General features: G+C 70.1%; 9 protein-coding genes. 5 read left to right on the top strand and 4 right to left on the bottom strand.

The window, feature by feature from the left end; all coding sequences use genetic code 11:
- Positions 1–46: 46 nt before the first annotated feature.
- The 3 genes from ACYVE9_RS01120 to ACYVE9_RS01110 are packed head-to-tail and all read left to right on the top strand — an operon-like array spanning position 47 to position 5305.
- The gene (locus tag ACYVE9_RS01120; protein ID WP_461025765.1) at positions 47–1867 is read left to right on the top strand and encodes a DUF4357 domain-containing protein; all 1821 of its coding nucleotides are present in this window, start codon (positions 47–49) and stop codon (positions 1865–1867) included.
- Positions 1864–3141 carry an McrC family protein gene (locus tag ACYVE9_RS01115; protein WP_461025764.1) on the top strand — a complete coding sequence of 426 codons (1278 nt, stop codon included), beginning with the start codon at positions 1864–1866 and terminating at the stop codon, positions 3139–3141. The genes ACYVE9_RS01120 and ACYVE9_RS01115 overlap by 4 nt, the downstream gene beginning before the upstream one ends.
- Positions 3142–3181: 40 nt before the next feature.
- Positions 3182–5305 (top strand): UvrD-helicase domain-containing protein, encoded by a 2124-nt coding sequence (locus ACYVE9_RS01110; RefSeq protein WP_461025763.1) that lies wholly within the window; start codon positions 3182–3184, stop codon positions 5303–5305.
- 36 nt (positions 5306–5341) lie between these two features.
- On the opposite strand, the gene ACYVE9_RS01105 is transcribed toward ACYVE9_RS01110, so the two are convergent.
- Positions 5342–6994: an N-6 DNA methylase gene (locus ACYVE9_RS01105; RefSeq protein ID WP_461025762.1), complete on the bottom strand. Its 1653-nt coding sequence runs from the start codon at positions 6992–6994 to the stop codon at positions 5342–5344.
- A 194-nt stretch (positions 6995–7188) separates the two neighbouring features.
- Here ACYVE9_RS01105 and ACYVE9_RS01100 point away from each other — a divergent pair, with 194 nt between their 5' ends.
- Both ACYVE9_RS01100 and ACYVE9_RS01095 read left to right on the top strand, forming a co-directional pair.
- A complete protein-coding gene (locus ACYVE9_RS01100) occupies positions 7189–7722 on the top strand; it encodes a CbrC family protein (protein WP_461025761.1) in 534 nt (177 codons plus the stop codon).
- Positions 7723–7975: 253 nt separating this feature from the next.
- Positions 7976–8839: an aminoglycoside phosphotransferase gene (locus ACYVE9_RS01095; protein ID WP_461025760.1), complete on the top strand. Its 864-nt coding sequence runs from the start codon at positions 7976–7978 to the stop codon at positions 8837–8839.
- 146 nt (positions 8840–8985) lie between these two features.
- On the opposite strand, the gene ACYVE9_RS01090 is transcribed toward ACYVE9_RS01095, so the two are convergent.
- From ACYVE9_RS01090 to hflX, 3 genes are all read right to left on the bottom strand, one after another.
- On the bottom strand, positions 8986–10431 hold the full coding sequence (locus ACYVE9_RS01090) for a glyceraldehyde-3-phosphate dehydrogenase (RefSeq protein WP_461025759.1): 1446 nt from the start codon (positions 10429–10431) through the stop codon (positions 8986–8988).
- Between the two features lie 112 nt (positions 10432–10543).
- On the bottom strand, positions 10544–11227 hold the full coding sequence (locus tag ACYVE9_RS01085) for a hypothetical protein (RefSeq protein WP_461025758.1): 684 nt from the start codon (positions 11225–11227) through the stop codon (positions 10544–10546).
- Positions 11228–11553: 326 nt separating this feature from the next.
- Entirely contained in the window at positions 11554–13041 is a 1488-nt protein-coding gene (gene hflX / locus ACYVE9_RS01080; protein WP_461025757.1) for a GTPase HflX, read from the bottom strand.
- Positions 13042–13298: the final 257 nt, after the last annotated feature.

Below are 13298 nucleotides of genomic sequence, written 5' to 3'. Positions count from 1 at the left end.
GCGCCTATCGTTCTCATCAGACGGCGTCCGAAGAGGAGTGGTGACCGTGGACGAGTCCGCGACGTACCCGGAGTTCCAGCTGCGTCTGCCCAACGGCGACGGAATCGGCCGGGCACGCGGTGCGCTGCTGGACGAGACGGGAACGAACGGAAGCCGGAGGTTCCTGATCCGGGCCGGGTCTCCGGCCCGGGACCGGGTGACGCCGTCTCTCGCCACACACTTCAAAGCCCCCTTCAAGCAGCGGGAGGAACTGAGGGACCGGGGCGTGCTGGTGCCCTCGGACCGGTGGCCCGGCTGGTTGGAGCTGGCCGAGGACGTGGTCGTCGGTTCACCGTCGTTCGCCGCCGTCCTCCTGGTGGGCGCCCCGCGCAACGGGTGGAAGGAGTGGCGGACGGAAGACGGCGCGCCGTTGTCCGACTTCATGACGGGGGTGTGGCACGGACCGTTCCGTCCCTGGCTGGTACGCGGGTCGAACGTGACCGGGCTCGACCTGGTCCAGCGGATGTGGCTCCCTGAAGGCCGCATCACGCTGGCCGCCTCCCGCCTTCGGCAGGGCGTCGAGCAGGGCATCAGCAAGGAGGACCTGCGAACTCTGGTTCAGGAGGACTACGAGTCCACCGCCACCTACAGCCAGAAGCAGCAGCTCGTTGAGGACCTGCACGCGTTTCTCTCTCGCATGAAACCCGGAGACACCGTGTGCACCATCTCCGGCGGTCGGCTGTACGCCGGGGAGGTCGCGGGAGAGGTCGAACAGGTCGCGTCCGAGGACGGACGGAGCAACCTGCGGCGACCGGTCGAGTGGGAGGCGACCGGCTATCCGTACGACGATCTGCCGGAAGAGCTTCAGCAGAAGCTGTCCGTCCAGCACGACGTCGTCGATCTCACCTCCGTACAGGCACATATCGAAGGGCTGGGCCGTTCCGACGAAGAACTGGTCGAGGAGGCGGAAGCCATAGAGCGGGACCCCAGCGTGGAGATCCCGGCGATGACCGCCCGACGCGAACTCGAGCTGCCCGAGCCGACGGAGGAACTGGCCGCAGAGCTCGTCGTACACGACTCCGACTGGTTGCGTGAGGTGCGGGACCTCCTGTGGGACGACCGCCAGTTGGTGTTCTACGGGCCGCCCGGCACCGGCAAGACGTACCTGGCGCTGAAGCTCGCCGAGTTCCTCGGCGGCGGGCCCGAGCAGGTCAAGCTCGTGCAGTTCCACCCGTCCTACGCCTACGAGGACTTCTTCGAGGGCTTCCGGCCCCAGGAGGACCCGCAGACCAGAGAGGTCGCCTTCCGGCTCACCGCAGGCCCGCTGCGGGAACTCGCCGACCTGGCCTCCCGCGAGGGCAACCGGCACGTCCCGCACTTCCTGATCATCGACGAGATCAACCGGGCCAATCTGGCGAAGGTGTTCGGCGAGTTGTACTTCCTGCTGGAGTACCGCAACAAGTCGGTCCGGCTGACCTACTCCGGCGACGACTTCGCGCTGCCGCCGAACCTGTTCGTCATCGGCACCATGAACACCGCCGACCGGTCCATCGCCCTCGTGGACGCGGCCATGCGCCGTCGCTTCGCCTTCGTCGAGCTGTCGCCGCGTACCGAGCCGACACGCGGGCTGCTGCGCCGCTGGCTGGCCGGGCAGGGCAGGGACGCGGAGCCCGCCGAACTGCTGGAGGCGCTGAACGCGCGTATCGACGATCCCGACTTCCGCATCGGGCCCTCGTACCTGATGAAGAAGGGTGTGTACCGCGAGGGAGGGCTGGAGCGGACCTGGCGGACGAAGATCCTGCCGCTGCTGGAGGAGCACCACTACGGGGAAGGCGTGGACATCGAGAAGCGGTACGGGCTGGCCGCACTGCGGGAGTCGCTGGGGTGACGTCCGCGGCAGAGGCGGTGGACGCGTTGGACACAGCAGACGTCCCGCAGTGCGTCGAACTGGTCGAGTACGCCCCGCCCAGACGTCTCGCCCTGCCGGACGCCGTCGGTCGTGCGCTCGCCGCTTCCGGCATCGTGGACGCGTCCCCCGACCCGTACACGCCGGGGCACTGGTCGCTGCGGGCCGGCAGCAAGGTCGGCGCCGTGGCAGTCACGGCGCCAGGCGCGGGCGGACCGGTCATCGTCCGCATCACCCCCAAGGTGCCCGTCGTCCGGCTCTTCTTCCTGCTCGGCTACGCCCTCGATCCCCGCAGGAACTGGCGGGACGGCGAGGTCGAGGTCGCCGAGCACCGAGAGCTGCTGCCCGCGCTCGCCCACGCCGTGGAACGGCAGGTGGACCGGGCCCTGCGGCGGGGCTTGTTGCAGGGCTACCGGGAAACGGAGGAGTCCGCGCTCGTCGTCCGCGGCCGGATCAGGGAGGCCGAGCAGATCCGGCGGCGCTTCGGGGCGATGCTGCCGATCGAGGTGGCGTACGACGACTTCACCACGGACATCGCGGAGAACCGCATCCTCCGTACGGCCGTCGAACGTCTGCTGCGTCTGCCCGGCGTACCGCGCGACGTACGCCGCAGGCTGCTGCACCAGCGTGCCCGACTGGCCGACGTCACGGCGGTCGTGCGCGGACAGCCCCTGCCCGACTGGCGACCCACCCGCCTCAACTCCCGCTACCACCAGGCCCTGCGTCTGTCGCGTGTTGTCCTCGACGGTGCCTCTGCCGAGCACGGTCACGGTGATCTGCGCGTCAACGGCTTTCTCCTCGACATGAACAGACTCTTCGAGGACTTCGTGACCGCCGCCCTTCAGGAGACTTTCCGGGGCCGGGGCTGGGACCGCGGCCCCGTCGGCTACACCGCCCGCCTCCAGGACTCCCACCACCTCGACGAGGCCGGCGCGATCCGCATGAAGCCGGACCTCGTGCTGTACGGACCGGCCGGGGCGCCGTGCGCGGTGGCGGACGCCAAGTACAAGGCCGAGCGACCGAGCGGCTATCCGGACGCCGACCTGTACCAGATGCTGGCGTACTGCACGGCCCTCGGGTTGCGCGAAGGGCACCTGGTGTACGCGAAGGGCAATGCCCCGCACGCCGCCCACCGGGTGCGCCACGCGGGCATCGTCCTCCATCAACACGCCCTCGACCTGGACCAGGAACCCGCCGGACTGCTCACGGACATCGAGGAGGTGGCTCGGCGTCTGACGACCACCCCGTGCGTATGATCGACTGCGGAGTGTCCATCCAGGGTGGGGAGTTCACCTCGTGCCGCAGCTCGCGTTCGCCAACAGCTTCTGGGAGAGCTACGACGTCCTGGAGAAGCCCGTCAAGGCCGGCGTGCGCAAGGCGATGCAGAAGTTCCAGCTGCTCTCCGTTCCCGAACTGCACGCGGACACGGGGCTTCACCTGGAGTCCGTGCAGAACGCGCAGGACGCACGCATGCGGACCATCCGCATCAACGACTTCTGGCGCGGTGTTGTCCTCGCCCCGAACGACGGCAGTGACGTGTTCCTGCTCGTCAACGTCGTACGGCACGACGACGCGTACACCTGGGCAGCCAAGCGGCTCTACACGACGAACTCCGCGACTCGCGCCCTCGAAGTCCGCAACGTGGTCGCCATCGAGCAGCTGACGCCGGCCCTGGAGAAGGCGGCGACCACCGCGGACACCCGGCTCTTCGCGAAGTACTCGGACACCGTGTTGCGCGAACTGGGCGTGGACGACCAGGTGTTGCGCGCGGTGCGGACGATCGTCGACAAGGCGCAGCTCGCGGCGTTCGAGACGCTGCTGCCGGAGGACCAGTGTGAGGTGCTGCAGTACCTCGCCGAGGGGTTCAGCCCCGAAGAGGTGTACCGGGACGTGGTCGCCGTCCGCCGCCCGGTCGACGCGGGCCCCGACCCCGACGAGAGCCTCGCCGTCGCCATCGCCAACACCGCGAACCGCATCACCCTGGTCACGGGCCCCGAAGAGCTCGCGGACATCCTGGAGAAGCCGTTCGCAGCCTGGCGGGTCTTCCTGCACCCCTCGCAGCGCCGTGTCGCCTACCGGGTGTCGTACGGCGGCCCGGTCCAGATCACCGGCGGTCCCGGCACCGGCAAGACGGTCGTGGCCCTGCACCGGGTAAGGCACCTCCTCACCCGCTCCCCCGACACTCGCGTCCTCCTGACCACCTACACGAACGCCCTTGCCGGCTCACTGCGCGAGAACCTGTCCGTGCTCCTGGACGATGACGCGCTGCTCGGCCGCGTCGACGTGACCACGGTCAACGCTTACGCGCACGGCATCGTCAGCCGCCTCGACGGCAAGGTGCCCTCCCCGGTGAACGACCGGGAGGAACGGCAGCTGTGGCAGCGTGTCGTCAGGCAACTGGGGCTGCCGTGGACCGAGCAGTTCCTGGCTCAGGAGTACCGGCACGTCGTGCTGGCCCAGGACCTGCGCACACGCGACGCCTACCGCAGCGCCTTGCGGCGCGGACGCGGCAGCCCGCTGCCCTCGGCGCGACGCGATCGGTTGTGGTCGGCCGTTGAACTGTTCGAGTCGTTGTTGGGTGCCCAGAAGGCCACCACGCATCTGAAGGTGTGTGCGCGTGCCGCCGACCTCCTGGCCGGGTCGTCCCCCACTCACGACCACGTCGTGGTCGACGAGGCGCAGGATCTGCACCCCGCCCAGTGGCGCGTCCTGCGCGGTGCGGTGGCCCCCGGCAGCGACGACCTGTTCCTCACGGGCGACCCGCACCAGCGCATCTACGACTCGAAGGTGTCGCTCGGCTCGCTGGGCATCTCCGTGGCCGGACGCAGCCACCGTCTGCGCGTCAACTACCGTTCCACGGAGGAGATCCTCAGCTGGTCGACCGGCATCCTCAGCCCGGTGTCAGTCGATGACCTGGGTGGTGAGGGAAGCGACAACCTGGCCGGCTACCGTTCCCTGCTGCACGGTCGGCAGCCCCACGTGGACGGGTACGGCTCCGAGCAGGCGGAGGTGGCGGCGCTCGTCGAGCGCGTCGAAGGCTGGATCAGCCAGGGCATCCGCCCGTCGGAGATCGGGGTGTGCGCCCGCTTCAACGTACTGCTCGACAAGGCGTACGACAGACTCACCGCGGCCGGGATCCCGGTGGTCCGGGTCAGGGACAACCCCGGGCCCGGAGCGGACGGGGTGCGGCTCGCCACCATGCACGCCATGAAAGGACTGGAGTTCCGCTGCGCGGCCGTCCTGGGAGTGACGGCGAGCGCGGTGCCGTTCGCCCGCGAGGTGACACCCGCCTCCGTGGACGCGTTGCAGCGCGACTCGGACCTGTTGCGGGAGCGGTGCCTGCTTTTCGTGGCGTGCACCCGTGCCCGGGAGGCGCTGGCGGTCACCTGGAGCGGGTCGGCCAGTGCGTTCGTGCCGTGACTCCGTTCTGCGGGGCTGGCGCGGCGCCAACCCCCGTCAGCTCTCCGGGGTGAGCGCGCCGTTCCCGAGGCCGTCCCGCGCCAGGGCCGCCGCGTCCTGACTCAACTCCGCCACTCTCCGCGCTCGCCGCTCGAACTCCTGAAGCGCGCGGAAGGCCGACCCGTACCGCCGTTGCTCGGTGATGTCCATCTGGGGGATGCGGGCGCCCTTGCCGTCGAGGCGGAAGGTGCCGCTGGTGCTCGTGGAGCGCCGAATGTTTGCCGCGCTGCGCAGAAGCCCCTGGAGGTAGTCGGTGTCGAGCTGGTCGCTGATCGAGACCGGCTCCGGATCGCCGTACTCGACGAGCCCCGCCCGGGCGAGGTCGGCGACGCTGACGGTGGACCCTTCGAGGGTGCTGGAGCCGTTGCCTGCGACCAATGCCGGCAGCAGCTCCGCCAGCATCCGCAGTTGCTCCGTCAGTTCTCGTCGCACTGCCTGGTATTCGACCGCGAAGTCGCGGTGGGAGTCCTGCACGTGACGGCCGGGGGTGAGGTCCACCGCGTCGTCGAGCAGATCGACCAGGGGGACCTCCGCCACCTGCTCGGGGGCCGGTTCCAGCGAGCCGTCCGGGTCACCCGCCGCCAGATCGACCATGCGGACCCTGGTGACGGCATCCTCCGGGGCCCGCGGCCGGCGCAGGTGCCAGAGGTGGACCGGGAGCGGATGCGAGGACGCCGAGCCCGACGGGAGGGCGGTGACCTGAGTGACGACGCCCCGCCGTACCAGCTCGGCGCGGATTCGGCGGCCCGCCTTGCGGTAGGCCACCGAGGCCGGCAGAACGATGAGGACGCGACCGCCGGGCACGGTGTGCGCATAGGCGTGCTGCAGCCAGGCTAGCTCGCCCTCGGCGCGAGAAGGGGTGCCGAACTCCCACCGCGGGTCGAGCAGCAGATCCTCACGTCCCCAGTCGGGCTCACCGACCGGCGGGTCGCAGACGACCAGGTCGGCTTTGAGGTCCGTCCACCGGTCCTCGCGCAGGGCGTCCCCCGCGACGATGCCGACGTCGGTGTACCCGGTGAGGTCTGCCCGCAGCTGCGCGAACAGCGCGCTGCGGGCGTCGGTGTCCTGGCCGCGGCGCCTCGGTCCCTGCCGAAGACCGACAGCGAGCAGGAGGGTGCCGATGCCGCAGGCAGGGTCGAAGAGAGTCACGTCGGAGGCCACCTCACCGGCGTAGTGACGCACGGCCCGGATGATGCGCGGTGAGGTGGTCTGATCGGATCCGGCCCGGCGTACGGAGTCGGTGAATCGCTCAGCGAGGGCACTCACCGCCTCGCCCGCCCCACCGCTTCCAGCCAAAGACCGCGCGAGCCGGGCGACGCCTGCGGGAAGTTCCGCGGGTTCCTTCCGCCCGGCAAGGAGGCTGGCGACATCGAGAAGCCCGTTGAGCATGTCGTCACCGTAGGAGCCGCGCAGCGCCTGCCACAGCTGCACCTCCACCGACACTTCTTGTCCCTTGCGCTGCCGGTCCAGCCAGGCCTGCACCTCAGCCAGATCGAACAGCGGACTGTTGACCCCACCGCCGGCCGGCTTCGGGAAGTCGTCGTAGCGTCGCCGCCAGTTGGAGACGGCGGCACGGGTAACGCCTGCCAGCCTGGCGATTTCGGACCCGGTGACCAGGGGGTTGGCCTGCCGGGCGGGGGTGTCCGTCATACGCGCAACCGTACACAGGGCCCCTCGCACTATCAACGCATACACTCGTTGACGACGTTAACGGCCGCGCCCGGGAGTACCCTGCTGAGCGCGGCACAAGCGCGCTTCGGCGCATGGTGCTCGCAGCGAGGACCCCGCTCGCACACGCCCCAGGGAGTCGACCTACTCCTCAGGGGCCCGATCGGAAAGTGCCGATGAGTGCCGACCTGCCCTTCTTCCGCTATCACCCAGACCCCCTCGCAACTGGGGCCATCCGTGCGGCCGCCGAGGCGTGCGCCTGCTGCGAGCTCAGTAGAGGATGGGTCTACACGGCCACCTTTTACACCGCACAGGACGTCAGCGGCCGGTTCTGTCCGTGGTGCATCGCAGACGGGAGCGCGGCCGAACGCTTCGCCGGCGAATTCAGCGACTCCCACGGGCTCGACGACGTCAGCGAGGTCGTCCTGCACGAGGTCACCCGCCGCACCCCGGGATTCCACGCCTGGCAGGATCCGCACTGGCTCGTCCACTGCCAGAACGCAGCCGCCTTCGTGGGCGCAGTCGGTTACACCCAACTGGCGGCGCACCCCGAGGCACTCGGCCAACTGCGGACCGCCAAGCGCCTCGACGGCCGGCACGGCGAAAGCGGCCTTGAGCACTTCGTGACCAGCCTGCGCGCCGGCGCAACCGCCATGCTCTTCCGCTGCACGGTTTGCGGAGTTCACCTCGCCTACGCCGACGCGCCCTGAACACCGTCCGTACCGGTGAGCCCGCGGCAGCAGACGGGGGTGGCAGGTGTTGCCGGCGCAGGCCCTCAAGAGGCGGCTGGTGGCCTAACGTCTGTGGCGCCGGTGCATACGACGGCACCCGCCGAGCCAGGCCATGGCGCGCTCGCCAGTCCGGCAGCGCCTGTCCGGCGGCCCTTCCCCCTGGCGGCACGCCGCCGGGGGCTGAGCGAAAACAAGGTGCGCGGGGTGAAGGGTCGTCGGCAGGATGTTCGGCGTGACTGAGCTGCGGAGCGATGCGGTCCCCGCCCCTGCGGTCCTTGACGCCTTCGGCGTGCAGGGGTCTGCCGTCCCGCTGGCAGGCGGGCAGGGGCGGAGTGTTCTCGTCGGTGGGTTCGTGTTCAAGCCTGCCGAGGGACCTGAGGACGAGGTGGAGTGGGCCGCTTCCCTGTTCGAGGAGCTTGCGGCGGGGTCCGAGGATCCGGCGCCGGGCAGCGGCTTCCGTGTTCCGCTGCCGCTCCGGGCCGGCGACGGGCGGGCCGTCGTGGACGGCTGGACCGCCAGCGGGTTCGTGACCGGCGAGCCTGGCCCCCGAGGGCACTGGGCGGGAGTGCTGAGCGCCGGGCGTGCCTTCCATGCAGCCCTGCGGCACGTCCCCCGGCCCGACTTCCTTGATCGGCACACTCATCCGTGGGCTGTGGCCGATCGAGTCGCGTGGGGCGAGCAGTCCATCGACGTGATCGACGACCTTGCCGCACCGTTCTCCACTCTGCTGGAGCTGAGGCGCCCGGTGAAGCAGGGCACGGCTCAGCTCGTCCATGGCGATCTGACGGGCAACGTGCTGTTCGCTGCCGGTCGAGCGCCTGCGGTGATCGACTTCTCCCCGTACTGGCGGCCTCCCGCGTTTGCCGAGGCCGTCGTCGTCGCGGACGGCATGCTGTGGTTCGACCCCCCGTCCGATCTGCTGACGATGGGCAGTGGTCATCCCGACTGGTCGCAGATGCTCGTCCGGGCACTGGTCTTCAGGCTTGTCGCGCACAGCGAGTGCGCAGGGCCGCTGGGGCGAACTCAGCCGGGGGAAGCGGACCGTTACGCGAGGGCAGCCGACGCCGTGGTGAGGATGTCGGCGGCGTTCTGGTAACAGCGCGAGCGGGGCTCCCGGTCCGAGGGTGTCTGGGACGTCACCTCACGGCCCCGCGTGGGAGGGGCGGCGACGTGCCACCGCCCCACGCACCGCCCCCACGCGCGGGCCCGGACGGTCGTTGCGACCGACCGGGCCCTCCCGGGTCAGACCACCGGCACCGGGTACGTCGGGTACTCCACGCCCGAGACGTGCTGGACGACCCGGATGACCTGGCTGGAGTAGCCGAACTCGTTGTCGTACCAGAGGTAGAGGATCGCGTCGTCGCCCTCGACCTTGGTGGCGCCCGCGTCGACGATGGAGGCGTGGCGGGAGCCGATGAAGTCGCTCGACACCGCGTCGGGCGCGCTGATGTAGTCGAGTTGGCGCTTGAGCGGTGAGGCCAGCGACACCTTGCGCAGGTAGTCCAGGACCTCCTCGCGGGTGGTCTCGCGGGCGAGCCGCAGGCTGAGGATGGCGATGGAGACGTCCGGCACCGGGACGCGGATCGAACTGCCGGTGATCCTCGCCTTGAGGTCCGGCAGCGCCTTGGCGACGGCGGAGGCGGCGCCCGTCTCGGTGATGACCATGTTGAGCGGCGCCGAACGGCCGCGTCGGTCGGAGTTGTGGTAGTTGTCCAGCAGGTTCTGGTCGTTGGTGAACGAGTGCACGGTCTCGACGTGGCCGCGCAGCACGCCGTACTCGTCCGCCATCGCCTTCAGCGGCGGGACGATCGCGTTGGTGGTGCACGACGCGCAGGAGATGATCTGCTCGTCGGGCTTGATCGTGTGGTGGTTCACGCCGTGGACGACGTTGAGCACGTCGCCCTTGCCCGGTGCGGTCAGCACGACCTTGTCGATGCCGGGCCGCAGGTGCTGCGACAGGCCCTCCCGGTCACGCCACTTGCCGGTGTTGTCGATCAGGATGGCGTCCTTGATGCCGTACTCCGTGTAGTCCACCGAGGTGGGGGCGTCGGAGTAGATCACCTTGATCTCGTTGCCGTTGGCGATGATCGTGCTGTTCGCCTCGTCGACGGTGATCGTGCCCTGGAACTGGCCGTGGATGGAGTCGCGGCGCAGCAGGGAGGCGCGCTTGACGATGTCCTGCCCGGCGCCCCTGCGGACGACGATGGCCCGCAGGCGCAGGCCGTTGCCGGAGCCCGCCTTCTCGATGAGCAGGCGGGCGAGGAGGCGTCCGATGCGGCCGAAACCGTAGAGGACGACGTCCCGCGACTCGCGCCGCTCGACCTTGTTGGCCCCCGTGGCGCCGGCGACGGCCTCAGCGGTGAACGCCTCCACGGTGAGGCCGCGGTCGTCCGCCCGGTACATGGCGGCGAGCATGCCGATGTCGATCTGGGAGAAGCCCAGGTCGAGAGTGGTGAGCGCGTTGAGGAAGGGCAGCGTCTCGGTGACCGAGAGCTCCTCACCGGCGATCTGTCGGGCGAAGCGGTGGGTCTTGAGAATGCTGACCACCGACTTGTTCACCAAGGAGCGGCTGTGGAGCAGGACGGTGACGTCCCGTTCCCGGTGCAGCTTCCCGATGATCGGGATCATCGACTCCGCGATTTCCTCGCGGTGCTTCCAGTTGGTGAACGCGTCTTCGTTGACAGTCACAGGTTTATCTTTCGAGCTAGGCGGTGCTCATATGTTAACCCGCGTTTACGACCGGTCGAACACGCCACCCGGCCTGGCCGCTGGCGCCCGGGCCGACGGCATCGCAGGCCGGTCAGCCGCTCGCCAACTGGACCGAGGTGATCACGAGCGCCACCGCCAGCAGCACGACCCAGCGGCGGTGGGACGGCCCGAGATCGGCGGGACTGCTGTCCCGGGCCGGGCGGAGCTCAGGCGTGCGGCTCAGCAGCGTCAGCAGGTCGGCCGCTTGCCGGGACGGTGACGGGCGGCGCAGCAGACGGCTCACCACCGGGGGCCGGAAGCGGCCGGCGATCCACCGGCGGTCGCCGTCGTTGAGATAGACCGTGCCGTCGGCCTCCGTCACCACCTTCTGCACCCGGTCCCAGGCAACGAAGCGCGTCCCTCTGGCGTCGCGCAGCCACACGCCGGAACGACCGGCCGCCATCGACCAGTTGGCAAAGCCGAACGCCCAGTACAGCCAGCCGGCAGCACCCAGGCCGAGGAACAGCAGCCGTACCTGGCCGGACAGTTGGAAGAGATCACCGAGCGGCAGTCTGCTGCCGACGAACACCGCGAGGTTGATGCAGAGCAGCACCGCCAGTACCGCGCTGCCCACTCCCGCACACCACACCACCGGATCGGTGTCGGAGTCGGCGGACGCGGTGGTGGAGAGGCCGCCCAGCCGGCGGCGTTCCTCCTCGCGCTGCTTCCTTCTGCGTTCCCGATCCTGCTGACGCCCGGCCGCCGCCCGACGTGCCCACCATGCGTGGTGTTCCATGCGCTGCCGCTCTGCCTCACTGATGCCGACACGAAAGCCGTGCCGTGACCGGGCCCCGCGCCACGGTCCAGACGCGTCACCGTACTCGACCGCTGTCGACTCCGGTCCGACGGCCCACACCTCCCAGCCACCGCACAGCCATCCGCCCAGGCGCTCAACTGGTCCGATCCTCCTAGGCCTTAGGCCGGCGCCCGCCCGCCCGTCCGTCCGCCCGTCCGTCCGTCCATCCGTCCGTCCGTCCGTCGGGAACGGAGCCACGCGGACGCACGACACGGCCCGCACCCCTTCAGGGGGTGCGGGCCGTGTGGAGGCGGGCGGTGCGGAGGTCAGCCGTGGGCGGGGAGGTACTGGCGCAGCTCGGCCGCCAGTTCCTCGTGCACCCGGGCCTTGATCAACGTGCCCTCGCCGGTGTGCTCTTCGGAGAGCAGGTCGCCCTCGGCGTGCACCCGGGAGACCAGGCCGCCCTCGGTGTAGGGCACCAGGACCTCGAGCTCGACCTCGGGCCGGGGCAGCTCGGAGTCGATCAGGGCGAGCAGCTCGTCCATGCCCTGTCCCGTGAGGGTGGACACCACAAGCGCGTGCTTCTCGTTGCGCAGCAGCCGCTGGAGCACCAGCGGATCCGCCACGTCGGCCTTGTTGACGACGACGATCTCGGGGACGTCAGTGGCACCGACGTCGCGGATCACCTCACGGACTGCGGCGAGCTGCTCCTCCGGGGCCGGGTGCGAGCCGTCGACCACGTGCAGGATGAGGTCGGAGTCGCCGACCTCCTCCATCGTGGAACGGAACGCCTCGACGAGGTGGTGCGGCAGGTGCCGGACGAAGCCGACGGTGTCGGCCAGGGTGTAGAGCCGCCCGCTGGGCGTCTCGGCCCGGCGGACCGTCGGGTCGAGGGTGGCGAACAGCGCGTTCTCCACCAGCACGCCCGCGCCGGTGAGCCGGTTCAGCAGCGAGGACTTACCGGCGTTGGTGTAGCCGGCGATGGCCACCGACGGCACCTTGTGGCGCCGCCGCTCCTGGCGCTTCACGTCGCGGCCCGTCTTCATCTCCGCGATCTCCCGGCGCATCTTCGCCATCTTCTCGCGGATCCGCCGCCGGTCCGTCTCGATCTTGGTCTCACCGGGGCCTCGGGTGGCCATGCCGCCACCGGAGGAACCGCCGCCGCCCATCTGCCGGGAGAGCGACTGGCCCCAGCCGCGCAGCCTCGGCAGCATGTACTGCATCTGGGCGAGCGCGACCTGTGCCTTGCCCTCCCGGGACTTGGCGTGCTGAGCGAAGATGTCGAGGATCAGGGCGGTGCGGTCGACCACCTTGACCTTGACGACGTCCTCGAGGTGGATGAGCTGGCCGGGGCTGAGCTCACCGTCGCAGACGACGGTGTCGGCGCCCGTCTCGAGCACGATGTCGCGCAGCTCGATGGCCTTGCCCGAGCCGATGTACGTCGCCGGGTCGGGCTTGTCGCGGCGCTGGACGAGGCCGTCCAGGACGAGTGCGCCCGCCGTCTCGGCGAGCGCCGCCAGCTCCGCGAGGGAGTTCTCGGCGTCCTGGGCGGTGCCGGACGTCCAGACGCCCACCAGCACCACACGCTCCAGGCGCAGCTGCCGGTACTCGACCTCGGTGACGTCCTCCAGCTCGGTGGACAGACCGGCGACCCGGCGCAGTGCGGCCCGGTCGGAGCGGTCGAGCTGGTCGCCGTCGCGCCCCTCGCCGTCCTCGATGCTCCATGCGACGTCCTCTTCCATCAGGGCGTCGGCTCGGCGGTTCGACTCGGCGATGCGCTGGCCTGGGTGCGGAAGAGAAGAAGAGGAGGTCAATGGGATCCTTTACGTCGATGGAGTGGTTCTCGTGTGTGGTCAACGCCGCGGTTCCGGGGAACATTCCCGGCGCCGTCCGCACCCTGAGATGGTCCCACGCCCCCGGACCCCGGTCACGTCCTTTTACGACCGACCGGCCGGCGGCGGTGCGGGGCGGTAGGGCGGCGGACCGGTCGTGGGACGGCCGGGCGAGCCCGCGGTACCCGCCCGCGCCGCCTCACGTCGCCTGGACGACGGCCTGCCCGGGTCACCTGCCG

It is taken from the genome of Streptomyces sparsus (assembly GCF_054776295.1).
This window is presented reverse-complemented; position numbering and strand designations above follow the sequence as displayed.